General features: G+C 36.0%; 27 protein-coding genes. 17 read left to right on the forward strand and 10 right to left on the reverse strand.

All coding sequences use genetic code 11. From position 1 onward, the window contains the following. Positions 1–28 precede the first annotated feature (28 nt). From W908_RS07230 to W908_RS07270, 9 genes are all read left to right on the forward strand, one after another. Positions 29–436: a RidA family protein gene (locus W908_RS07230; RefSeq protein ID WP_053820554.1), complete on the forward strand. Its 408-nt coding sequence runs from the start codon at positions 29–31 to the stop codon at positions 434–436. 4 nt (positions 437–440) lie between these two features. After that, a complete protein-coding gene (gene recG / locus W908_RS07235; protein ID WP_053820555.1) occupies positions 441–2,507 on the forward strand; it encodes an ATP-dependent DNA helicase RecG in 2,067 nt (688 codons plus the stop codon). A gap of 50 nt (positions 2,508–2,557) precedes the next feature. Then, positions 2,558–3,034 carry a chorismate--pyruvate lyase family protein gene (locus W908_RS07240; RefSeq protein ID WP_053820556.1) on the forward strand — a complete coding sequence of 159 codons (477 nt, stop codon included), beginning with the start codon at positions 2,558–2,560 and terminating at the stop codon, positions 3,032–3,034. Continuing rightward, a complete protein-coding gene (cmoA, locus tag W908_RS07245; RefSeq protein ID WP_020025638.1) occupies positions 3,027–3,740 on the forward strand; it encodes a carboxy-S-adenosyl-L-methionine synthase CmoA in 714 nt (237 codons plus the stop codon). The genes W908_RS07240 and cmoA overlap by 8 nt, the downstream gene beginning before the upstream one ends. Before the next feature lie 34 nt (positions 3,741–3,774). Further along, positions 3,775–4,359, forward strand: a complete 585-nt coding sequence (locus tag W908_RS07250) for an anthranilate synthase component II (protein WP_053820557.1) — start codon at positions 3,775–3,777, stop codon at positions 4,357–4,359. Positions 4,360–4,361: 2 nt separating this feature from the next. Continuing rightward, positions 4,362–4,775 (forward strand): rhodanese-like domain-containing protein, encoded by a 414-nt coding sequence (locus W908_RS07255; protein WP_053820558.1) that lies wholly within the window; start codon positions 4,362–4,364, stop codon positions 4,773–4,775. Positions 4,776–4,780: 5 nt separating this feature from the next. Continuing rightward, positions 4,781–5,755 carry an NAD(P)H-dependent glycerol-3-phosphate dehydrogenase gene (locus W908_RS07260; RefSeq protein ID WP_053820559.1) on the forward strand — a complete coding sequence of 325 codons (975 nt, stop codon included), beginning with the start codon at positions 4,781–4,783 and terminating at the stop codon, positions 5,753–5,755. 26 nt (positions 5,756–5,781) lie between these two features. Then, positions 5,782–7,551: an ABC transporter transmembrane domain-containing protein gene (locus W908_RS07265; protein WP_053820560.1), complete on the forward strand. Its 1,770-nt coding sequence runs from the start codon at positions 5,782–5,784 to the stop codon at positions 7,549–7,551. A gap of 116 nt (positions 7,552–7,667) precedes the next feature. Continuing rightward, positions 7,668–8,393, forward strand: coding sequence for a glucosaminidase domain-containing protein (locus W908_RS07270; protein WP_053820561.1), 726 nt, complete (start codon positions 7,668–7,670; stop codon positions 8,391–8,393). A gap of 72 nt (positions 8,394–8,465) precedes the next feature. Here W908_RS07270 and rpsI read toward each other — a convergent pair whose 3' ends face one another. The 3 genes from rpsI to W908_RS07285 form a co-directional block, all read right to left on the reverse strand. Then, the gene (gene rpsI / locus W908_RS07275) at positions 8,466–8,861 is read right to left on the reverse strand and encodes a 30S ribosomal protein S9 (RefSeq protein ID WP_020024741.1); all 396 of its coding nucleotides are present in this window, start codon (positions 8,859–8,861) and stop codon (positions 8,466–8,468) included. Between the two features lie 11 nt (positions 8,862–8,872). Then, entirely contained in the window at positions 8,873–9,301 is a 429-nt protein-coding gene (rplM, locus tag W908_RS07280; RefSeq protein ID WP_020028489.1) for a 50S ribosomal protein L13, read from the reverse strand. Positions 9,302–9,424: 123 nt separating this feature from the next. Next, the gene (locus W908_RS07285) at positions 9,425–11,017 is read right to left on the reverse strand and encodes a phosphoethanolamine transferase (protein ID WP_053820562.1); all 1,593 of its coding nucleotides are present in this window, start codon (positions 11,015–11,017) and stop codon (positions 9,425–9,427) included. A gap of 55 nt (positions 11,018–11,072) precedes the next feature. On the opposite strand from W908_RS07285, the gene W908_RS07290 reads away from it, so the two are divergent. The 8 genes from W908_RS07290 to W908_RS07325 all read left to right on the forward strand — a co-directional run bounded on the left by W908_RS07290 (position 11,073) and on the right by W908_RS07325 (position 18,153). Further along, entirely contained in the window at positions 11,073–11,768 is a 696-nt protein-coding gene (locus tag W908_RS07290) for a TatD family hydrolase (protein WP_020027313.1), read from the forward strand. Beyond that, positions 11,768–12,505, forward strand: coding sequence for a tRNA threonylcarbamoyladenosine dehydratase (locus W908_RS07295; RefSeq protein ID WP_053820563.1), 738 nt, complete (start codon positions 11,768–11,770; stop codon positions 12,503–12,505). The genes W908_RS07290 and W908_RS07295 overlap by 1 nt, the downstream gene beginning before the upstream one ends. A gap of 22 nt (positions 12,506–12,527) precedes the next feature. Next, positions 12,528–13,079 (forward strand): thioredoxin family protein, encoded by a 552-nt coding sequence (locus W908_RS07300; protein WP_053820564.1) that lies wholly within the window; start codon positions 12,528–12,530, stop codon positions 13,077–13,079. A 103-nt stretch (positions 13,080–13,182) separates the two neighbouring features. Then, on the forward strand, positions 13,183–14,961 hold the full coding sequence (locus tag W908_RS07305) for a DEAD/DEAH box helicase (protein ID WP_020025628.1): 1,779 nt from the start codon (positions 13,183–13,185) through the stop codon (positions 14,959–14,961). Between the two features lie 180 nt (positions 14,962–15,141). Then, a complete protein-coding gene (locus tag W908_RS07310) occupies positions 15,142–15,348 on the forward strand; it encodes a cold-shock protein (RefSeq protein ID WP_020024734.1) in 207 nt (68 codons plus the stop codon). Positions 15,349–15,592: 244 nt separating this feature from the next. Continuing rightward, positions 15,593–17,020: an exodeoxyribonuclease I gene (gene sbcB / locus W908_RS07315; RefSeq protein ID WP_053820565.1), complete on the forward strand. Its 1,428-nt coding sequence runs from the start codon at positions 15,593–15,595 to the stop codon at positions 17,018–17,020. Positions 17,021–17,099: 79 nt separating this feature from the next. Further along, positions 17,100–17,732, forward strand: coding sequence for an endonuclease III (gene nth, locus W908_RS07320; RefSeq protein WP_053820566.1), 633 nt, complete (start codon positions 17,100–17,102; stop codon positions 17,730–17,732). A 10-nt stretch (positions 17,733–17,742) separates the two neighbouring features. Continuing rightward, positions 17,743–18,153, forward strand: a complete 411-nt coding sequence (locus W908_RS07325) for a DUF1841 family protein (RefSeq protein WP_053820567.1) — start codon at positions 17,743–17,745, stop codon at positions 18,151–18,153. Positions 18,154–18,204: 51 nt separating this feature from the next. On the opposite strand, the gene hisH is transcribed toward W908_RS07325, so the two are convergent. The 7 genes from hisH to thiD all read right to left on the reverse strand — a co-directional run bounded on the left by hisH (position 18,205) and on the right by thiD (position 24,086). Continuing rightward, positions 18,205–18,819, reverse strand: a complete 615-nt coding sequence (gene hisH, locus W908_RS07330; RefSeq protein WP_053820568.1) for an imidazole glycerol phosphate synthase subunit HisH — start codon at positions 18,817–18,819, stop codon at positions 18,205–18,207. A 21-nt stretch (positions 18,820–18,840) separates the two neighbouring features. Then, positions 18,841–19,422 carry an imidazoleglycerol-phosphate dehydratase HisB gene (gene hisB, locus W908_RS07335; protein ID WP_053820569.1) on the reverse strand — a complete coding sequence of 194 codons (582 nt, stop codon included), beginning with the start codon at positions 19,420–19,422 and terminating at the stop codon, positions 18,841–18,843. Positions 19,423–19,436: 14 nt separating this feature from the next. Continuing rightward, positions 19,437–20,462: an aspartate-semialdehyde dehydrogenase gene (locus W908_RS07340; protein ID WP_053820570.1), complete on the reverse strand. Its 1,026-nt coding sequence runs from the start codon at positions 20,460–20,462 to the stop codon at positions 19,437–19,439. A gap of 124 nt (positions 20,463–20,586) precedes the next feature. Continuing rightward, positions 20,587–21,492 carry an aldo/keto reductase gene (locus W908_RS07345; protein WP_053820571.1) on the reverse strand — a complete coding sequence of 302 codons (906 nt, stop codon included), beginning with the start codon at positions 21,490–21,492 and terminating at the stop codon, positions 20,587–20,589. Between the two features lie 23 nt (positions 21,493–21,515). Beyond that, positions 21,516–22,256, reverse strand: a complete 741-nt coding sequence (locus W908_RS07350; RefSeq protein WP_200908876.1) for a Nif3-like dinuclear metal center hexameric protein — start codon at positions 22,254–22,256, stop codon at positions 21,516–21,518. Beyond that, positions 22,246–23,310, reverse strand: a complete 1,065-nt coding sequence (hisC, locus tag W908_RS07355) for a histidinol-phosphate transaminase (RefSeq protein WP_053820573.1) — start codon at positions 23,308–23,310, stop codon at positions 22,246–22,248. The genes W908_RS07350 and hisC overlap by 11 nt, the downstream gene beginning before the upstream one ends. Beyond that, positions 23,307–24,086: a bifunctional hydroxymethylpyrimidine kinase/phosphomethylpyrimidine kinase gene (thiD, locus tag W908_RS07360; RefSeq protein ID WP_053820574.1), complete on the reverse strand. Its 780-nt coding sequence runs from the start codon at positions 24,084–24,086 to the stop codon at positions 23,307–23,309. The genes hisC and thiD overlap by 4 nt, the downstream gene beginning before the upstream one ends. Position 24,087: the final 1 nt, after the last annotated feature.

Below are 24,087 nucleotides of genomic sequence, written 5' to 3' on the forward strand. Positions count from 1 at the left end.
AAGTTATTTATTTCATTATTTTAAAGCCATGAAAAAACATATTATTTCAACTGATAAAGCCCCTGCTGCGATAGGTATTTACTCGCAAGCAGTTGCTACTAACGGCGGAACAACAATTTATCTTTCGGGACAAATTCCTCTTATTCCAGAGACAATGGAAATTGTTGAAGGAGGCATTGAAGAACAAATTCATCAAGTTTTTAAAAATCTTAAAGCTTTGTGTGAAGCATCAAAAGGTAATTTAAGTAACATAGTTAAATTGAACATTTTTTTAACAGATCTAAGTAATTTTGCTGCTTTGAATGAGATTATGGCAACTTACTTCTCTGAGCCTTATCCTGCAAGAGCAGCGATTGGAGTGAAAGAGCTCCCTAAAGGTGTTGGTGTAGAAATGGATGGCGTTATGGTTATTAGTTCGGACTCTTACAGCTTCTAAATTTATGCCTTCAATCTCTGATCCAATCATCTCGATTAAAGGATTAGGGAAGAAAACCTCTGACAGATTAAATCAGCTAGGAATCCATACCCTTGAGCATTTAGTTTTTCATCTCCCTAACCGTTATCAAGATAAGACATCAATCACGCCTCTTTCAAATGCAAGCATAAATGCTGAGATATTAGTTGAACTGAATATTGATCGAATTGAGGTTGTTCCCTCTAGAAATAGACAACTTCTTTGCTACCTGTCTGATAATCAAAACCAGAGATTACTTTTACGGTTTTTTCATTTTACCCAATATCAAAAACAGGCTTTTGTTCGTGGGGAAACTATACAGAGTTTTGGGGAAGTCAAAATGGGCCATCAAGGCCTAGAAATGCATCATCCAGAATATCGCATTGTTTCACAAAATCAAACCCCTCTCTTAGAGCCAACCCTCACCCCAATTTACCCTCTATGCTCAGGAGTTAGTCAAAATAAAATGAAGCAATGGGTTAATCAATCCCTTGAAGTTTTAAAAATGAGTATGCTTGATGATTATTTTGAAACAATAACTCACCAGTCAATGCCAAGCCTAAAGGACTCTCTATTTCTTCTTCACCATCCTGATAAAAATGAAAACTTGATTCAGATTGAAGCCTTTAAACATATCTCTCAGCAGCGCTTAATTATTGAAGAGTTGGCAACCCATCAGCTTAGTCTATTGAAAACTAAAAAAGCCCGAAAAGGTAAAAAAACTAATGCATTCATACTTAATAACACTTTGAGTGATAAGCTTCTGGACTCACTTGATTTCAACTTAACTAATGCGCAGTCTCGATGCATTAAAGAAATTAATTATGATTTAGCTAGTTCAGAGCCAATGCTAAGACTACTTCAGGGAGATGTTGGATCAGGAAAAACGATTGTTGCAGTTTTTGCTCTCATTCAAGCGGTTGAGAATAACTTTCAAGCTGCAATTATGGCTCCTACTGAGATTCTGGCCCGCCAACACCTTCAAAATTTTACTCAATACCTTGAGTCCTTAAATATTCAAATTGCCTACCTCTCAGGATCTCAAAATACCCAAGAAAGAAGAGAGCAGATGAGTCTTATAGAGAGCGGCGAAGCAAAAGTTGTGATTGGGACTCATGCGCTTTTCCAAGACAGTGTCAGCTTTAAAGATTTATCCCTAGTCATCATTGATGAACAGCATAAATTTGGTGTTCATCAGAGGCTATCCCTTACAAAGAAAGCCATTAATACCCCTCACCAACTAGTCATGACTGCAACCCCTATCCCAAGGTCACTCACAATGAGCACTTATGCTGACCTAGATACATCAGTTATTGATGAGTTACCTCCAGGTCGTCAATTAGTGGAGACAGTTGCCTTAAGCAACTCTAGAAGAGATGAGCTCATTGAAAAAATTAAAAAAATATCAGATGATGGCCGTCAAATATACTGGGTCTGCACGCTAATAGAAGAATCAGAGGCTCTTAGGGCAGAATCTGCAGAAAAAACATTTGACTACCTATCCTCAAATCTTCAAGAATTAAAAGTTGTTATGATTCATGGCAAATTAACTAAATCAGATAAAGAAGTCATAATGAAAGACTTTGAACAAGGGAAAATAAATCTTCTTGTTGCCACCACTGTGATTGAAGTTGGCGTTAATGTCCCTAATGCAAGCCTAATGATTGTTGAAAATTCAGAGCGTCTTGGTCTAGCTCAGCTGCACCAACTTAGGGGTCGTGTTGGAAGAGGCTCAGAGAAGAGTATATGTATTTTGATGTATCAATCGCCTCTGAGTGAAAGTGCCAAACAGAGACTCGAAATTCTGCGTCAAAGTAATGATGGCTTTATGATTGCTCAAAAAGATCTTGAGCTTCGTGGCCCTGGGGAGATTCTTGGAACACAACAAACCGGGATAGCGTCAATGAAGATTGCAAACATAGTCAGGGATGCTTACCTTTTGAAAGAGGCTGGGTATTATTCAGCCAAAATGCTAGAGGCGAGCGAACAAAACCAAAGCGCACTTATTAATCGATGGATTGATGAAGAAAAAACACACTATTTTGATGCTTAAATAATTTTAGAATTTTATAAAATATAAGACTCTTGTAAAATATCTCCAATATGTTTAATCCAGACAAATTTAAATGGCGGGTTTTTGATCCTAAAGAAAACATACCTGAACATGTCGGCAGATGGTTGTTAGATAATCAATCCTTAACGCATAAATTAAAAGAAAAGTACAATGACTTTAGAGTAAACGTTCTTTCACAAGAGCAAAATAGCCCATATGAATGTGAATTAAAGCTTCTGGGTTCAACAACTAATCTAAAAATTATTGTGAGAGAGGTTGAACTCATAGGATCTGAAACACCAGTTGTAAATGCACGCTCTCTTATTCCTTTAACAGATGATACGAAAGATATTTTAAAAATTGGCTCTAGGCCACTAGGGGAAATTTTATTTAATGATCCAGAAATTAAACGTGGTCATCTTGAGGTTGGAAGTTTTAATAATTCATGGGCCAGGCGCTCAACGTTTACAATTAGCAAAACAAATTTACTTGTAACAGAGATTTTTTTGGAGTCATTATATGCGTGATAATTTATTTAACGCTAATATCGATATTGCTGATTTTCGTTTCGATAAAGAGGTTGTTGAGGTTTTTGATGATATGGTCAGAAGGTCAGTTCCTGGCTATGATTCGATGATTCAAATGATTGGCCTTATTGCTAGAATGTATGGTCAAGATAATACAAATTATTACGATCTAGGATCATCTACAGGCGCTATTTCACTGGCAATAGCTCTAAATAATAAGCATCAAAAAAATACATTTTTTGCGATCGATAACTCAGAAGAGATGGTCAGTAAATGTAAACAGAATCTAGAAAGTAAAATTGATAATTTACAAGCAACCTGTGCTGACATTAACCAAATTCATATAGAAAATGCGTCAATAGTCGTTTTAAACTTAACACTTCAGTTTATTGATGTTAAGGATCGCTCTAATCTAATCAAGAAAATTTATGAGGGATTAAACCCTGGTGGGGTGTTAATCATAAGTGAAAAAATTCATTTTGAGGATAAAGAAACCCAAGATCAAATTACAAATCTTCATATTGATTTTAAAAAAGAGAATGGGTACAGTGAATTAGAAATTGCCAATAAACGACAAGCTATTGAAAATGTTCTTATCACTGATACAAAGGCAATACATATTGAACGCCTTAAAGATTCTGGTTTTAAAGACACTAGCTGCTTCTTTCAGTGCCTTAACTTTGTTTCTTTTTTATCTGTAAAATAATTAAAGTTAAATTAGCCTTAAAGCGCGGTACTCCATGTTATTAATGATCGACAACTACGACTCATTTACCTACAACTTAGTTCAATATTTCGGTGAACTCGGTCAAGACGTTGTTGTCCACAGAAATGATCAAATCTCAGTGAGTGAGATTCAGAAATTAAACCCACAATATATTGTTATTTCACCAGGCCCTTGTACACCTAACGAAGCAGGAATTTCATTGGAATTAATTGAAAAGCTGGCTGGCAAATATCCAATACTTGGAGTTTGCTTAGGATTCCAAGCAATAGTTCAATCCTTTGGTGGAAAAATTATCGGTGCCCAGAAAATTATGCATGGAAAGGTTTCGCCAGTTCATCACACCTCAAAAAGCGTCTTTAAAGGTTTAAAAAATCCACTCAACGCAACTCGATATCACTCCCTTGTTGCTGAAAAAGAGTCTTTACCAGATTGCTTTGAGGTGACCGCATGGACTAATAAAGAATCTGGCGAAATTGAGGAAATAATGGGGGTTAGACATACCAGCTATCCAATTGAAGGGGTTCAATTTCATCCTGAGTCAATTCTCACTGAACATGGACACCAAATGCTTAATACTTTTTTACAGGACAATCAATAACAATGGAATTTATTCAATTTTTACAGGGTGAGTTATTACTCACAGGAACTTTATTTGCACTAATTATATTACTCATAGTAAATTTTTATAGTGAGAAATTTAGAAAGTATGAGGTAGTTGATACTAATGGAGCTGTTTCTTTAATGGATGATGATGAGCTCGTTATTTTAGATGTCAGAGAAGAAAAAGAGCGTAATGCTGGATTTATTTTAAATGATATTAATATTCCTATGGGACAGGTTAAAGGGAAGATTGATTCTCTTGAAAAATCAAAAAATATTCTTGTCTATTGTAAGAGTGGAACCCGATCTGATCGTATTGCAGACCTTCTCTCCAAAAGTGACTTTCAGAAAGTGTACAGCCTTAAAGGTGGCTTTAATTCATGGCTTAAAGCTGAGCTTCCAATCGACAAGTAATCACAATGAACAATTCCCTCACTATTATTGGAGCAGGCGCATGGGGAAGCGCTCTTGCTATCGCTCTAAGTCATAAATTTGATAAAATATTTCTATTGACGAAAGATAAAGCCAGTAGCGATGCACTAGGTAAACAACATTCAGCCCTATCAAAGCCATACAATCAAAACATTTTTATTGGCTACAGCTACGAGGTCATTAGTCACTCAAAGGCCGTTCTAATAGCAACACCCAGCTCTGCATTTGGAAGTGTTCTTAAGAATATTAAAGATAACGTAAATGATATACCGATAGCCTGGGTCACTAAAGGCTTTGATCCTGAAACGGCAAATCTGCTTCATGAAACCTTTAATCGCTATTTGACAGGACATCATCCATGCGTCATCTCAGGACCAACTTTTGCCGCTGAAATTGTTGAAGAAAAGCCAGCAGCAATCGTTGTTGCCTCGAAAGATGAAAAAACAAGGGATTATTGGTCAGATATTATTCAAACAGAAACCCTTCGCGCCTATACAAATTCAGATATTGTGGGTGTTCAGGTTGGCGGGTCTGTTAAGAACATTTTGGCAATTGCAGCAGGGATTGCTAGTGGGCTTGGTTTCGGTGCTAACACGCAAGCTGCATTGATTACAAGAGGCCTAGCTGAAATGACGAGACTGGGCGTTGCATTGGGAGCAGATAAAGTTACCTTTCAAGGACTATCAGGTCTTGGTGATCTAGTCCTTACCTGCTCAGATGACTTGTCTAGAAACCGACGATTTGGAAAAGAACTCGCTAACAACATTTCTACAGACGATGCACTCAAAAACATTAATGCTACTGTTGAAGGGTTTAAAGCACTTAAACTTGTCCTGAAGGTAGCTAGAAGTAATCAAATTGAGATGCCTATTTGTGAACAAGTTCTTCTCGTTACTGAAGGAAAGACAACTCCTAAAGAGGCAGTTACTGAGCTCCTTCTGAGAAAGCCAAGTCAAGAGTAAAAAGTTTATAAATCCTATTCTTAATTATGGGCTTAACTGCTAAAAAAATAGAGAACTCAGATCAGACTCAAAAGCAAGATTTACGAATTCTTCTGCAGCTGTCTTCTTTTATAAAGCCTTATAAAAAAATTGCATTTGTTGCTTTTATTGCTCTCATCATCACTTCTCTGTCCTTCCTCTTGCTTGGTCAAGGAATAAAACTCTTCATTGATGAAGGTATCTATAATCTTAGCAGGAACGAGCTGTTTGTTATTTTGCTTGTTCTCATGACTCTCGTTATCGGAACTTTTATCAGATTTTATTTTATATCATGGATCGGTGAGAGAATTAGTAATGATGTTCGCCTTGCCGTTTTTAATCATCTTCTCACACTTCACCCTCATTACTTTGAAGTCAATCGAAGTGGTGAAATTAATGCACGCTTAACAACGGACACTACCCTCCTTCAATCCATCTTTGGATTTTCAATTTCAATGGCATTAAGTAGTGTACTTTTATTTATTGGTGGATTGATAATGATGATTATTACCAATATAAAACTGGCTTTAATTGTATTAATAAGTGTCCCAGTCATTCTTCTCCCAATGGCTATATATGGTCGTCGCCTCAGAACCCTTTCAAGGAAAAGTCAAGACACCGTTGCAGATATTGGCACCTATGCGGGTGAGATTGTTCAAAATATTAAGATCGTGCAAAGCTTTACTAGAGAGCCTGAAGAGTCATATGCATTTAGTGTTGAGGTTGAAAAGGCATTCTCTGCAGCCAAAAGACGAATATTACAAAGCTCTTTACTGATAGCTGCTGCTATGATTATAGTTTTTACTGGCTTAGGAGCAATGATCTGGTTTGGCGCCAAAGATGTTGCAAATGGAGAAATATCAGCTGGCGAGCTAGCATCATTTGTTTTTTATGCAATTATGGTAGCAAGATCTGTAGCCGTTATATCTGAGATTTATGGTCAGCTTCAAAGGGCTGCAGGAGCTACAGAGAGACTGCTTGAACTATTATCTGAAAAACCACAAATTACGCCTCCTGCTCAACCCAAAAAACTAGAAAAAGGAACTCTTTCATTAAGCTTTAATAATGTTAGTTTCAGTTATCCCTCAAGACCAAAGGAGGTTGCCTTAAACCAACTAAATTTTAAAGTTAATAAAGGTGAAACTGTCGCAATTGTTGGTCTTTCAGGCGCTGGAAAAACAACAATATTTGAATTACTCCAGAGGTTTTATGACCCCTCTCAAGGAAGCATTGATGTTGGTGATATAGATTTAATAAATCTTGATCCAATAAATCTTCGTATGAATATTGGTGTGGTTCCTCAGCAGCCAACACTTTTCTCTGCAGATGTAACTCATAATATTAGTTATGGCAACCCCTCAGCTAGCAAAAATCAAATAAAACAGGCGGCAAAAGAGGCATTTGCATTGAACTTCATTGAGCAACTGCCTGAGGGGTTTAATAGTTATTTAGGTGAGCAAGGTGTTCGCTTATCTGGCGGACAACGCCAACGTATTGCAATTGCTCGAGCCATGCTCAAAGACCCATCAATCTTACTTCTAGATGAGGCTACAAGTGCTTTAGATGCTGATAGTGAGCAAAAGGTCCAACACGCACTAAAGAAGCTAATGGAAGGTAGAACCACACTAATCATTGCCCACAGGCTGGCAACAATTATGCATGCAGATCGTATTTTACTTATTGATCAGGGGCAACTTATTGCAGAAGGGAATCATCAGCAACTCTTAACCAGCTCTGATCTATACAAGAGGCTTTGTGAGCTCCAATTTAATCATTAAATTAACTAGTTTAAAGTAAGCTAATTTCTTAAGAATATTTTTTAACAATTAGAATAACTTACTCTATTTTTTAAAGGATAATGTGCATCAAATTTCAATAGTTAGTTGATTAACAAATGGTCAATAAATATAGAAATATCTTTAAAAATCTGAAGTCGCTTTTTCTTCTACTGTCTTTGTTCACAATTAGTTCTCTTGTGTCTTCAGCATCTCTTTCTTCATTCAAACCTAGTTTTGAGTCAATTGAAAGTACTACCGTTAGGAAAGAAGTTTTTTTTAATTATCTTCTTCCAGCAATTCAAAAGAAAAATAATGAAATTATAGAAATAAGAATTGCTATCTCTAATGATGAGCTAAGCAATGCTCAATTAGATGATTTAGCAAAAAAATATCGCTTAAGTACGCCTGCTTCTAAAGAAGAATTATTAAAAGTTATTGATATACTTCCACCGTCACTTGTCCTCGCTCAAGCAGCGAATGAATCTAACTGGGGAAGATCAAGATTCGCCAAGGAATTTAATAACTATTTTGGTATCTGGTGTTTTTCCAAAGGCTGTGGCGTTGTGCCAATGAAACGAGAAGAAGATGCAACCCATGAAGTGGCAAGTTTTAACTCATTAGATGATTGTATTGATTATTATGTATTAAATATCAATAGAAGCTATGCTTATGAAGACCTTCGTTCAATTAGACAAAATCAGCGCGAACAATATCAACCAATCACAGGAATTATTTTAGCTGAAGGTCTTGGCAACTATGCTTTCCCAGGTGACGAATATATTGAATCAATTAAATCAGTCATAAACTTTAATCAACTCCAGAGACATGACTTTTTAAACTAGTTAGAATTCTAATAGATATATAAAAAAACCCGCTTAGAGCGGGTTTTTTTTGAATCAGTTTTAGCCTCAAGATTAACGTTTTGAGTACTGCTCACTCTTACGCGCTTTCTTCTTACCAACCTTCTTACGTTCAACAACTCGTGCATCACGAGTCACGAGTCCAGCACTTCTTAGATCAGAACGAGTAGCCTCATCATAGGCCATCAATGCTCTAGTAACCCCAAGTCTAATTGCGCCCGCTTGACCGGTGTCACCACCACCTCTAACCATAATGTTGAAATCAAATTTATTATGCATTTCAACAACATCAAGAGGTTGATTGATAATCATTGAAGATGTCTCTCTACCAAAATACTCAGCCATTGGCTTTTTGTTAACAGTGAAAACACCCTTACCTTTTGTCATATAAACTCTAGCAACTGATGTCTTTCTTCTTCCAGTTGCGTAAAAAACTTCTTTTTCTGCCATATTAATAAGCCTTAAATATCTAAAAGTTGCGGCTGTTGGGCTGCGTGAGTATGTTCACCGCCTGCAAAAACCTTCATTTTTCTTGCCATTTCTCTTCCAAGTGGACCTTTAGGAAGCATCCCTTTAACTGCTTTCTGAATAACTTCTTCAGGCTTCTTAGCGAGTAACTCTTTAAATGGTACCGACTTTAAATTACCCACATATCCAGTATGATGATGATACATTTTGTCATTATATTTGTTACCAGTAACTGCAACCTTAGACGCGTTTACAATAACAATGTAATCTCCTGTATCAACATGAGGTGTGTATTCTGGTTTATGCTTTCCGCGCAGTCGAGAGGCAACTTCAGTCGCAAGACGACCAAGTGTTTTGCCGTCCGCATCAACTAAAAACCAATCTCTTTTTACCTCATCTGCTTTCGCACTAAATGTTTTCATAACTCTATTATCTTCGTCAGATTAGAACAAGCGCACTATTATAATCACTTTTTATTCTTAATGTAAGTTTTCATATTGCAAATACATCAAATATCTAGCAATCAATATGAGGCAGAATTCTAATTATTTTGTCATCAAATCCATTTCTTTTTTATATAGTTTAGTTTCTACATCCATTAATCCAAGCAATGTATGAAATAAACTGTCATGTGATTGAGGAAGTTCAGCATTTTTTCTTAACTTTTCTTTGTTAAAAACCTCAGACAATGATTCATCTAACCACATAAAAGCTGGAACATCTATCTGCTCATTAGGCGCCATAAAATATGGCATTCCATGTAGATATAGCCCCCCTTCTCCTAGTGATTCTCCATGGTCACTTACATAAAACATAGCAGTGTCTGATTCTTGTGAATTGCTTTCAAGAAGCTCTATGACCTTCGAGAGAAAATAGTCAGTGTACAAAATTGTATTATCGTAAGAATTACTGATCTGCGCATTGGAACATTCATTTAATTGATTTGTTTTACAGATTGGCTTGAATACCTCAAATTCTTCTGGATATCTCTTATAGTAGGCTGGTCCATGACTACCCATAGTATGTAACACGATTAATGTGTCTCTTTTATTTTGTTCATTAATGTAATTCTGTAAGTTAATCAACATTCCTTCATCCCTGCATTCTGGATTACAGATAGGATTATTTTCAGAGGATCGATAGTCTTTGAATTCAATTCGATCTGCAACGCTTTTTGAACTAGAGTTATTCTCTAACCAGATTACACTCGCTCCAGCCTGACTTATTAGGTCGAGCACATTACTCATATTTTTTCCTTTGGCATGAGAATAATTACCACGTTCAAGGATTGAAAACATACATGGAACTGACAGCGCTGTATCAGTGCCACACGATGTCATTTCTTTAAATGAGATAATATCCTCTTGCTCAAGATAGGGATTCGTTTTCCGATCATAGCCATTAATTGACATACGATCCCTTCGAGCAGTTTCTCCAATGACAAATATGACTAATCGTCTTTTATCTGACTTTTTATTAATTTTGGCGTCTAAGCCAATCTCCTTAAATGGCTTAGCACTTGTCTCTATTTGAGAATTAATAAACTTTACTGAAGAGTACAAATAATAAGTTGGAGTGATATAGAGTCTTAAATCTCGATTTTCTCTAGCAAAAGATGTGTAATGCTTAGAAAAAGATAAAACAACAATGACAAAAACAACAATCAGTGCCAACAACATCTTAACTCTTTGCCATAATTGAGTTTTAATTGAAGATTTGACAAGTTGGATTTTCCATACATAAGTTGATGGAATTAGGCCCAATAGGCAGAAATAAATTAATGATTTAATGCTGACAAGATCGCTAAATTCACTTGTATCAGTCTCAAAAGTATTGGTGATCATATTATGATCAAAAACTACTCCAAAGTTATTGGTACTGTAAGTCAAAACTGCAGAGATAAGCAGTAAAAGGATTAAAATCGGTTTTAGTGACCATCTAAAACACAATACTATAAGTAATGCAGATAGAAAAGTGAATAAAAATAAAAATAAAGATCCTACAAATAACCAGTTTTCAGATAGTGGATAAATCTGCAATGTTTTTTCTAAAAATGTAAAATTACCCGTTAAAGTTAGAAATGCTGCAACTAACAATACTAGATTAACTTCAGATAATTTTTTAGAAAAAAGCTGCATTTATTTTGATTGAAAAAATTTTTATTATATTATCCATTAGATCATAAAGGAAGTAATGCTTAACTCACACATACACTTAGATTTTGATAACGTTAATTCACCATCAAGCTCAACAACTGGGGTTATTATCCCTTCCACTGGGAAAGATAACTGGGATAGCGTCATTGCATGTTGTCATTCCAATGACAATAGTTATTTTGCCCTTGGGATTCATCCATGGTTTGTAAAAGATCATCAAATGATTGATTTGCATGACCTTGAAGTTCGAATTGAAGAGGAAAAGCCTATTGCAGTTGGAGAATGCGGATTAGATTATGCAAAGGTAAAAGATCAAAATACGCAACGATTTTTCTTTGACGAGCAAGTTGCTTTAGCGACAAGGTTTGACTTGCCATTAATCATTCACTCAGTTCATGCTACAGAAGACGTCACTGACTTACTTAAGTCATATTCAAAATCACGAGGCGTAATCCATGCCTATTCTGGAAGCCTCCAACAAGCTGAAAATTTACTAAAAATCAATTTTTCATTTGGATTTGGAACCTCTCTTACCAATCCTCATGCATACAAGCTGCATGATATCGTTAAATTCCTGCCCATCGAATCGATAGTCATTGAAACAGATGACAGGAAAAATCCCGATGAATTGATTCAAGTTGCCGAAAGAGTAGCAAGAATAAAAAAAATAACCGTTGATCAAGTCATAGAACAATGCGATCAAAATACTTTTAATATTTTTAAGATTAGTTAATGGCTGGAAGTTGTGCTCGAACTGAAATATTAGTGGGTCAGCTGGGTTTAGCTCAATTGGCTGAATCACATGTCGTTATTGCTGGACTTGGTGGAGTCGGTGGAGCTTGCGCTGAATCTCTTTGCAGGGCAGGAATTGGCGAATTAACCCTAATTGATTTTGATACAGTATCCAAAACAGATCTGAATCGTCAGCTTATTGCACTTCATTCGACTTTAGGTGAGTCAAAAGTTAATGTCCTTGCGCAAAGATTAAGAGATATTAATCCGGATACTATTATTAATGAAAAAAACCTGTTTATTGATAGTCAAGAAGCTGAGGTAATTGCCACTGATTCCGATTTGAACTTTGTGGCAGATTGTATTGATGCTATTGCCTGCAAAACAAATTTAATTGATGCTTGTAATCGTTCAGATATGCCAATAATATCTAGCATGGGAGCAGGTGGAAGACTTGATCCAACGAAAGTCACCATTTCAAGAATGGATAAAACAGAGTATTGTGGCCTGGCTAGAGAATTAAGAAGACAACTTAGAAATAAACACGCCTCATTAAAGTTTCCAGTGGTTCACTCTACAGAAGTACAAATTAAGGCTCTTCCCCATAAGGCAGTTAATGAAACTGATCTATCGCCGCCAGGGAGGCCAAGAGCGGTAAATGGAGCTATATCTTATATGCCCAATATTTTTGGTTTAATGATGGCAGGACACATTATTCAAACTATACTAAGGTCATGAGTAAATTTAAAATAAACATGTCATGGTGAGAACTGAAAGCCCAATTTGTGACTTCAATTTACCTGCAGTTGATTTCAAACTAAAGGGAGTAGATGGAAAGTACTATGACTTAAATTCGCTAAAAGGACCAAATGGCTTATTGATTATGTTTATCTGTAATCATTGCCCTTATGTGAAATCTATTATTAAACGAATAATCAGAGATACGAATGAGCTTAAGAAACTTGGTGTAAATAGTGTGGGTATTATGTCAAATAATCCAAATGAGTATGAAGAAGACTCGTTTGAGAATATGAAAAAAATTTCAACAGATCTGTTTTTTCCTTTCCCCTATCTAATTGATGAAACACAAGAAGTTGCAAAGTCTTATGGTGCTGTCTGTACCCCAGATTTTTTTGGATACAACAAAGATCTTGGATTACAATATCGGGGAAGACTTGATGAATCCAGAAAAGAGTCTGTCACAGATGCAAAACGAGAGCTATTTGAGGCAATGAAGACTATTGCTGAGACTGAAAAAGGACCCGTCGATCAAATTCCTTCTATGGGCTGCTCAATTAAATGGTTTGATTAATGATACTTTTTAATTCATTTACCATTACTAGTGACCTCGCCTTCATGTGAAGAGTTAAATCAAGGTATAATACCGCCCTTTATTTTCACTGCCCTCTCATATCATGTCTGAGCATGCATCAAGCATTACATTTAACAGTTTTGGCCTATCTAAAGAAATCATTAAAGTACTTGATGACGTAGGATATGAAACACCCTCTGCAATTCAAGAGCAATGCATACCTCATCTTCTTGATGGCCATGATGTCATTGGTCAAGCTCAAACTGGAACAGGTAAGACAGCAGCCTTTTCCCTTCCTCTCATTGACAGAATAGATATAAGCAATAATCAAGTTCAACTTTTGGTTCTAGCTCCTACTAGGGAGCTCGCTATTCAAGTTTCTGAGGCAATCCAAACATACTCAAGACATCTTAAAGGTTTTCATGTTCTCCCGATATATGGTGGACAGTCATATGATGTTCAACTAAGGCCCTTAAAAAGAGGAGTCCATGCAGTGGTAGGTACTCCAGGCAGAGTCATGGACCACTTAAAAAGAGGAACCCTTAAGCTAAATTCACTCAAGGCACTCGTCTTAGATGAGGCAGATGAAATGTTAAGAATGGGCTTTATTGATGATGTCAAATGGGTCATGGAAAAGCTACCTAAAGAGCGCCAAATTGCTCTTTTTTCAGCAACAATGCCAGATGTTATTAGACGGGTTGCTGAAAAATTTCTTAACAATCCTAAAATAGTAAAAGTAAAAACAAAGACTGCTACAGCAATGACAATTAGCCAAAGATACTGGCTGGTTGGTGGAGTTCATAAACTTGATGCGCTAACGCGAATTTTAGAAGTTGAGTCATTTGATGCTCTTCTTATATTTGTTAGAACAAAAACTGCAACTGTAGATTTGGCAGAAAAATTATCGGCTCGAGGATTTACTGCTGAAGCAATCAATGGTGATATTGCTCAGAACCAAAGAGAGAGAATTATTCAGCAACTCAAAAATGGCAAAATTGATATATTAATTGCAACTGATGTTGCTGCTAGAGGGCTAGATGTAGAGAGAATTTCTCATGTAGTAAATTATGATATACCTCAAGATCCTGAATCATATGTTCATAGGATAGGAAGAACTGGAAGAGCTGGAAGAGAAGGGAAAGCGATTCTTTTTGTAGCACCACGTGAGAGAAGAATGCTTAAGACGATTGAAAGAATTACACGTCAGCCGATTGATCCCATGATGCTCCCTTCAGCAAAAATTATAAATGAACAAAGAGTCATTAACTTTAAACAAAGAATTACTAATACCCTGGAAAACCAAGATTTAACTATTTTTGAAGAACTCGTATCAAGCTATCAAGCAGAGCATGAAGTTGACGCATTTAAGATTGCTTCATCTCTAGCTCTAATGGCGCAAGGCACTGAACCGCTTCTTCTTAATGAGAAAGAGATTAATCAACCTAAATTTGACTCAGATAATAAAAATAAAATTTCAATTTCGATTAAGGCTGACCCTCTTAAAGATAATCCCTCTATTCAAATGCGAAGATATAGAATATCAGTTGGACGAAAAGACAACATCAAACCTGGGAATATTCTAGGTGCAATAGCAAATGAGGCAGAGATTAGTAGCGCTTTTATTGGAGCTATTCAAATTTTCCAAGATTTCTCAACGGTTGATTTACCTGATGAGATGCCAAAAGAAACGCTTGCTATTTTGAAAAACACAAGAGTCTATGATAAGAAACTAAATATAGAGGAGCTTTCAGAAAAAAATAACAGTACAGCACCTCGTGAATCAAAAAGTCATTTCAAAAGGGAGCACTCAAAAAGAAAAGGAAATGGCAAGCCACGCTCAAATAGAGATAAGAAATTTTCAAGAAGCAGGTCTAGAAAATAGCCTCAAAATACTGCTACTATCAAATTAATATACATTTTTGAATTTTTAGGTTAAAATTGCAAGTGCTGGTTAAAATTCAGCTGATTTTTATGTTGTGTTGTTGCTTCATTGTATGACGGTTTCACAGTAATTTGGGTTGGTTGCATCTTTTCCATGTTTTATTTTTTTTTAGGAGACTGCATGTCTACAACAACAGGACGCGTCAAATGGTTTGACGCAAAAAAAGGTTTTGGTTTTATTGAACAAGAAAGTGGTGATGATGTATTTGTTCACTTCAGAGCTATTCAAGGTGATGGTTACAAATCACTAGAGGAAGGCCAAGAAGTAGAATTCGAACTTGAAGATGGCGCTAAAGGCCCTCAAGCTGCTAACGTAGTAGCGAAATAATTTAAGAATTATTTTATAAAAACCCAGCCTCAGTGCTGGGTTTTTAAATTAACGTTCCGTATTAAACTGTTTTTTTGGTTTTTTTTAACCCCAAAGAAAACACAGTTTTAATTTAAATCTCTTATTGATTTTAAGTTTAGCCCCTTGTACGTCTTATTTTTTTAAGGTGGACTCTTTGATTAATCAAGCCATGCCTGTTAAAAATCTCTTGTTACATATATAATTACTGTAAACACAGGAATACATGAAGACATTTTACTGGTACGACTACGAAACCTTTGGCCTTTCGCCAAAAGTCCAAAGAATTGCTCAATTTGCAGGAATAAGAACAGATGAAAATCTAAATGTTCTAGACGAGCATATGTTTTACTGTAAACCCACTCATGACTCTCTTCCAGCTCCTGAAGCTTGCGCAGTTACAGGTATCACACCTCAGCTGTGTGAAAAAAAAGGCTTAATTGAGCATGAGTTTATAAAGAAAATTCATGATGAATTCTCTAAACCTGGTACCTGCATTGTTGGATACAACTCAATTGCATTTGATGATGAATATACAAGGCACACTCTTTTCAGAAACTTCTTAGATCCTTACTCTTGGCATTGGCAAAATGGCAATGCAAGATGGGACATACTTAATGTGGCAAGATTTTGCTATGCACATAAAGAAGAGGGAAGCCTTAATTGGGTTAAAAATGAAAGAAATAGACCTATCTTTAAACTTGATAGGCTAGCTCCTGCTAATCACATTGAACATACTAATGCTCACGATGCAATGGCTGATGTTAGAGCTACTATTGGTATTGCAAGGATTATCAAAGATACGCAGCCAAAGTTTTTTAATTACGCGTTAAGCCTCAATGATAAAAAAGAAGTCGCTCAACTGGTAAAGCCTCTACACCCTATGCTTTTAACATCTTCATCTTTTGGCTATAAGTCATCATTTACAAGACTCGTTACTTCAATTTGTAATCATCCTGAATACAATGATCGTTCGATTGTCTTTAATTTGAATCAAGACCCTGAGATTTTTTTAGAGCTTGAGTCTGAAGAATTAAAAACATTAACGTTTTCCAAAAAATCAGACCTACCTAAAGGCATTGAAAAGCTTGATCTCAGTGAGTTGGTCTATAACAAAAGCCCAATGTTTGTATGTAGTCCAAACTCAGATAACTTTAAACTATCGCCAATTTTGATTGAGAAATTTGAATTAAACTTAGACAAGTGTCTGAAAAATTTACGATTTATTCAGCATAATAGCCAAAGTATTGAAGATAAAGTGCGTGCAATTTACAGAAACGACTCTGATAGGGAGCCAAGCAGAGATGTTGATCAGTCACTATATGATGGTTTTATAAGTAATAATGATCGACAAATTTGCAATGAGATTCAAAATTTATCACCAACTCAACTATCTGAATTTGTCCCAGAATTTGAAGATAGAAGACTGACCAAGTTATTTTTAAACTTTAAAGCAAGAAATTATCCTCAGCTACTCAATGAATTTGAACAAGAACAGTGGTTTGAAATAGTTCAATCCAGAATTCAGAGTGGTGCAAATGGATTTCTTTCAATTGATAGCTTTGAAAGAAGCATAGAAAGCCTCAGAGAGACTCAGCCTAGAAGGGAAAACCTTTGGAAAGAGCTAGAAGACTATGCACAATCATTTATCTAAGAGCAAGAGCTAGTTATTGATAAATATGTAAAAATTAAGTATAATATTTGCCCATAGTTTAATCATTAAAAAGGTTCAAATGAACGCAGAAACAAGAAGTGAAATGTTTGCTAGGCTTTTAAAGCAAATACCAAATCCTACAACTGAACTGAACTACTCAACATCGTTTGAACTTCTAGTTGCTGTTACACTATCAGCACAAGCGACTGATAAGAGCGTTAATCAAGTCACTGATATCTTATTTCCTCTTGCAAATACACCCGAAACTATATTTGAGCTGGGTGAAGATACCTTAAGAGAAACAATCAAGTCTATTGGTCTATTTAATTCAAAAGCTAAGCATATCATTCAAACTTGCAGGATATTGATTGATAAATATAACTCTGAAGTTCCAGAAACTAGAAAGGAACTTGAAGCTTTACCAGGTGTCGGCAGAAAAACCGCAAATGTAGTTCTAAATACGGCATTTGGTCAACCTACCATTGCAGTAGATACACACATATATAGAGTAGCCAACAGAACTGCTATCGCATCTGGGAAAACTGTTCTAGAGGTTGAAAAGAAACTCATTAAATTCATTCCAGATGAATTTAAAGTTCCAGCACACCACCTTATGATTCTTCATGGCAGATACGTATGTAAGGCAAGATCACCGCACTGCCCTGATTGTACCTTGCTAGATTTGTGTGAATATGAAGAGAAAAATATTTAAAGCATATTAAGTGTTTACATCCAACAGATCTAAACAAAGACAATATCTAAAACAAGCCTGGGAAAAATACACGAGTCAGGAACAACTAGAGCCATTGGAACTTCAATTATCAAAGATAGTTGAACAACATCCAGAATATCAAAACTTAATCAAAAATTTAGATTCAGAGTATTTTCCTGAACAAGGCAACACTAACCCCTTTCTTCATATTAACCTTCATCTGACCCTTCAAGATCAAATTACAATGGACCAACCAAAAGGAATTAAGGAAATTCATAGTCAACTTTTACTAAAAATCAAAGATGCGCATGAAGTAGAACATATGATGATGGAACATATAGCAGAAATGATTTTCAATGCTCAAAAAAATAATGCTGCTTTTGATCTTGATGGTTACATTCAGGCTCTAAAACAGCTTTAAAAAATTTATAGATTAATAGCCTAGATCTAGACTACTAACAATGCTTATAAATTAAGCCCACTCAACAAAATTTCTGAGTAATTGAAGACCGTCACTTTGTGACTTTTCAGGATGAAATTGAACCGCAAATATTTTATCAATAGCTATTGCAGAAGCAAATAATTGACCATACTCTGTTGTCCCCACCACGCAAGAAGTGTCAGTCGGAGTAACATAATAACTATGGACACTATAAAAACGGCTATTATTATCAATTTTGTACCAAAGTGGATGATTTTTTACTTGATTAACATTATTCCATCCCATATGTGGTATTTTTAAATCTTTATTATTAAATTTAACGACATCACCTGGTACTATTGAAAGACCATTTGTACCATTATTTTCTTCACTATAACCAAATAATAACTGAAGTCCAAGACAAATTCCTAGAAATGGTTTCGATTCGGAAGATAATTTTATTGCACTTATAAGATCATTGGACTCAAGTGCTCTCATGCAGGAGCCCATAGCTCCTTGTCCTGGAAAAACAACTCTATCTGAGTCTCGAATAACTTTTGGATCATTAGTGAGAATACACTCATCATTTGGAGCAACATATTCTAATGCTTTTTGAACAGAACGGACATTTCCCATTCCGTAGTCAACAATTGCAATTGTTTGCATGTTGCCCTTCCTAGTTATCTTCTAGAGTGAACCCTTGGTTGAGGGAATTATATTTGATTGCCTTTCATCTGGAGTTGTAGCCATTCGAAGTGCCCTTCCAAATGCCTTAAAAACTGTTTCAGCTTGATGATGCGAATTAATTCCCTTTAAATTATCAATATGAAGAGTGACCAATGAATGATTAACAAACCCTTGAAAAAATTCTCTAATAAGATCAAGATCAAATGAACCCACTCTATCCCTTGTGAACTTAACACCTAGATCTAATCCTGGCCTCCCTGATAGGTCCACAACCACTCTTGATAACGCTTCATCAAGAGGAACATAGGCGTGACCATATCGAGTTAGACCTTTTTTATCACCTACTGCCTCAAAAAAAGCCTGCCCAAGTGTTATTCCAATATCTTCAACAGTATGATGATCATCAATTTCATTATCTCCTTTACAGTCAATGGTCAGGTCCATTAGTCCGTGACGAGCAATTTGATCTAACATGTGATCCAAGAATGGAACACCTGTTTCAATTTTAGAATTACCAACGCCATAAAGCTCAAGGCTTATTTTGATGTTAGTTTCGTTTGTTTTGCGCTCTTTAATAATCATGATTTGATTTTATCTTATGAAATATAGTCTCTGATGAGTATTTCAGCTATTTGAATTGTGTTCAGAGCCGCTCCTTTCCTAATATTATCCGAAACAACCCACATATTTAACCCATTTTCAAAACTAATATCTTCTCTTATCCTGCTGACATAAGTTGCATCATTATTAGTTGCTTCAGAAAATGGAGTTGCGTAACCACCATCCTCTCTTTGATCCATCACTACCACGCCGTCAGCTTTTTCAAGCAAATTCCTAGCATCATCTGCACTAATTTTCTCTTTAGTTTCTATATGAACAGCCTCAGAATGACCATATACAACTGGAATTCTTACAGCCGTTGGATTAACGAGAATACTTTCATCCTCAAAGATTTTTTGTGTCTCCCAGACCATTTTCATCTCTTCTCTTGTGTATCCATTTTCTTGAAAAGTATCTATATGGGGTATAGCATTGAATGCTATTTGCTTAGGATATACTTCCACTTCAACATCATTACCATTGAGTAAGTTAGCAGTTTGAGAGGTGAGCTCTGTAATTGCTTCTTTGCCACTGCCTGAAACCGCCTGATATGTAGCCACATTAATTCTTGAGATGCCTACAGCATCATATATTGGCTTAAGAGCAACTAACATCTGAATCGTTGAACAATTGGGATTAGCAATAATATTGCGATTTGTATAGTTAGCGATTGCATGGGGATTTACTTCCGGAACTACTAAAGGGATTTCCTCGTCCCTTCTAAAATGTGAAGTATTATCAATCACGATACAGCCTTGTTCAGCTGCAATGGGTGCATATTTTTCCGAAATACTTCCTCCAGCTGAAAACAATCCAATCTGGACTTTTGAAAAATCAAAAGTTTCAAGATCTTCAACCACCCATGACTTACCTTGGCAAGAGACCTTACTTCCTGCTGATCTTTTTGAGGCTAAAGGGTAAAGATTTTCAATAGGAAAGTTTCTCTGATCAAGAATTGAGATTAGAGTTTCACCAACTGCTCCAGTTGCTCCAACAATAGCTACGTTATATTTTTGACTCATAATGTTCTAAGGCTTTAAAAAGACTTTAGATTATAAAGTACTAGACCTAATATTCATAAATATATACAACACTTTCGGCTTTTTATTGCCTGAAATCAAGAAAATACTCTTATTTTTAATAAAATCAAGGGAGTCTCCATTGCAATTTACCATCATTAAACGAAGCTGTGTACAACTCAAACCAAGACTCACGATCCATTTTTACATTCATAGCATCTGAAATTTTCGCTATCCTATTTAGATTATTTGTCCCCATTACAGGACAAATCCTTGCTGGATGAGCCAATAACCAAGCAACTGCAACTGCTGCTATATCAACATTTTGATTAACAGCTATCTTTTTTAAGGCCTTACCAAGTATTCCTTTATCCTTCATCAGTTTGCCACCTCCAAGAGGTGACCAAGCCATAATTGTTGTTGCTCGCTCCTGATGAAAAGCCAGATCTCCATTTGTAAAAGAGTCAGTTGCAGCTAAGGACATTTCAATTTGATTAGTCACTAGGTGACTTTTCATGGATGACTGCAGAAGATTGAAGTCCCAAGGCTTAAAGTTTGAGACACCCACTTCTTTAACTTTTCCAGACTTTATAAGATCATCTAAAGCCTTTCCAGTCTCATGATGATCCAAAAAAGGGTCTTGGCGATGAATTAATAGTAGATCTAGATAATCTGTAGCCATATTCTTTAAAGATGAGTCCACAGAATTAAAAATATGCTCCCTTGAGGTGTCATAATGACTCACAGATACACCAGCATATCTATCAGAGGGGTTGACTATGCAACATTTAGATACAATCTCAATCTTATGCCTTAACGATGGATTAGCTTTCAAGACCTCTCCAAATAATGCTTCAGCTGAATACAAGCCATATACAGCAGCCTGATCAAATGAAGTTATCCCCTGACCCAGGCAAAGGTTAACTTTATCACTAATATGTTTTGATGAGGTATTGATGTCGTCAGCTAAACGCCACATTCCATAAATTATTCTACTAATGCTAGAAGAACTAGATAAATTTACACGCTCCATGGAGGCTCCAAATGATAATGTAACTAGACAGAGTTATCGACATCAATAAATTGATGTTGCAATTTAAATTTAGCACTGAGATGATTGCATAGTGACTGAACTCCATATCTTTCAGTTGCATGGTGTCCAGCTGAGATAAAGGCAATGCCATTCTCTTTAGCCACTGCAGGAGTTCTTTCAGAGACCTCACCACTTAAATATAAGTCAACCTTGAGTTTTATAGCCTCATCTATGAAGCCTTGTGCTCCACCAGTGCACCAAGCAATCTTGTTTACTGATTCTTTCATTTCACCAAATAACTGGGGCGTCCTTCCCAGCTCTTTCTCAATTAAACTAGAAAAACTCTTTAAATCAGTTTTTAATTCACCCTGCCAAAGGTAACTATCCTCAACTGGCCTCATTTTTTTTATTCCAAGGATTCTACCTAATTCAATATTATTTCCTACTTCAGGATGGTCATCTAATGGAAGGTGGTAACCAAATAGATTGATATTATTATTCATAAGCAGGGCAATCTTCTTTCGCTTCGCTCCCGTTATTAAATTAGATTCGTTATCCCAAAAAATACCATGGTGGACAAAAATAGCATCCGCATTTTCTTCAATAGCACGCTCAATAAGATCTAAATTGGCACTAACACCACTTACAATTTTATCAATACTGTCAGATCCTTCAATTTGAATTCCATTGGGGCCATAATCCTTAAAATTTTTAACACTTAAGAATTTATTACAATAATTATCTAACTCTTCTCTATGAACCATAGTAATTCCTGATTGCATCTATAAGGATGTTATTCTCAACCGGTTCACTAACACTAATACGAATAAAATCTGATAACTTAGAGTCTTTGGGAAAGCCTTTAATCAATATCCCATTCTCTTTAAGAGCAGTATGCAGAGGATATGCATCCTCAGAATGAACAAGAATAAAATTGGTTTGTGAAGGATAGACTTTAAATTTTGAAAACAATGAAAGCTCATGAGCAAGGCGCCTTCTTTCTTCAATAATGATTTGTGCATTATTAATTATTCGTTGCTTATCCTGGAGTAAAAAATTGGCACTAGTTTGTGTCAGGGCATTAATGTTGTAAGGAAGTCTCAACTTGTTTAATTGTGCTATTGTTTCTTGATCTCCAATTAAGAGGCCCAGCCTAAGTCCAGCAAAACCAATTTTTGAAATGGTCCTTAAAACGAGTAAGTTAGGGAAATTTGAAATTTCAGATAAAAAACTTTTGTCTGAATATGCATAGTAAGCCTCATCGAGAATAACCATACTGTTAGTTGATTTAATGATTTCAATAATAGCATCATAATCAAAGCAATTACCTGTTGGGTTATTTGGGTAAGCAATAAAAATTATCTTTGGCTTCTCTCTTTCGATAGTTGAAAGTGCATCACTTAAGTTGATATCAAAGTTAGAGTCTAATTGAACCCCAAAGTACTCTAAATTAACATACTTTGACACAAGCTCATACATCACAAAACTTGGCTCAAAGCTCATTATCAAATCATCTTTACTACATGCAAGTGCCAGAAGCTGAATCAGCTCATCTGAGCCATTCCCAAGAAGAATGCCAAATTCATCAGGTATATCCATAAGGGATCTAAGAGTATCTTTAAGTAGGCTTGGATCAGCTTCAGGATATCTATTTACCTCAGACTGCTCAATGCATTTTAAGAATTCAACTTTCAAATCTTCAGGAACGCCAAAAGGACTCTCCATTGCATCTAACTTAATCATATCCTTTGAAACAGGCACATGATAAGCGTCGATATTTTTTATATCAGATCTTAGCCATTGTTCGATAAAGGTCATATTAGTTTAGATGAAGTTCTATTTGGATGAAATTGCATTTTACCAAGCTTTTTTGCGTTTAATAGACATTGATAAGTATACTGAAGTGCCTTATTGCAAGCCACATCAACATCATCACCGCTTGCAATTAACGCTGAAATTGCACTTGAAAGGGTGCAGCCTGAACCGTGAAATTTGTGTGGTAATTTATCGTAAATAAACTTTTGAATTAGCTTAGCTTCATGATAGAGGCGATGCTCAATTTCAGCCTCTGAACTGTCAGAAGTGGTTACAAGAACCCACGGGCAGTTAAGGCTCGCGACTGCCGCCTGTTCATCTAAACCAGGAGCAAGAGCATTAAGCTCTGCTAGATTAGGTGTTAGCACCAAACAAAGAGGGAAAAGCTCAGCTTTCATTGCCTCAATGATCTCAATGGAACTTAAATTTTCATTGCTTCCTGAAATTAAAATAGGATCAAGAACAATATTGAGTTGTTTTCTATTTTTTATCAGATTAGAAATAGCAATAATCTGACTTGATGACCCCAAAAGGCCAATTTTGACTGTATTAAAGTGAATGTCCTCATCAATTAACTTAAATTGATGCTCCAAAAGATCATTTTTTGTAACTTCTAATGATTCTACTTTTTGAGTATTTTGAGCAGTTAGTAGAGTAATGATTGGAAGCGGAGTCAGTCCAAATTGATTGATAGTCTCTATATCAGCAGCAATCCCAGCAGCACCTGATGGATCTAGGCCCGAAAGTACTAAAACTGAATCGGCTTTAGGCCTATCCATG

The sequence above is a fragment of the Candidatus Pseudothioglobus singularis PS1 genome (assembly GCF_001281385.1).
GTDB lineage: Bacteria > Pseudomonadota > Gammaproteobacteria > PS1 > Pseudothioglobaceae > Pseudothioglobus > Pseudothioglobus singularis.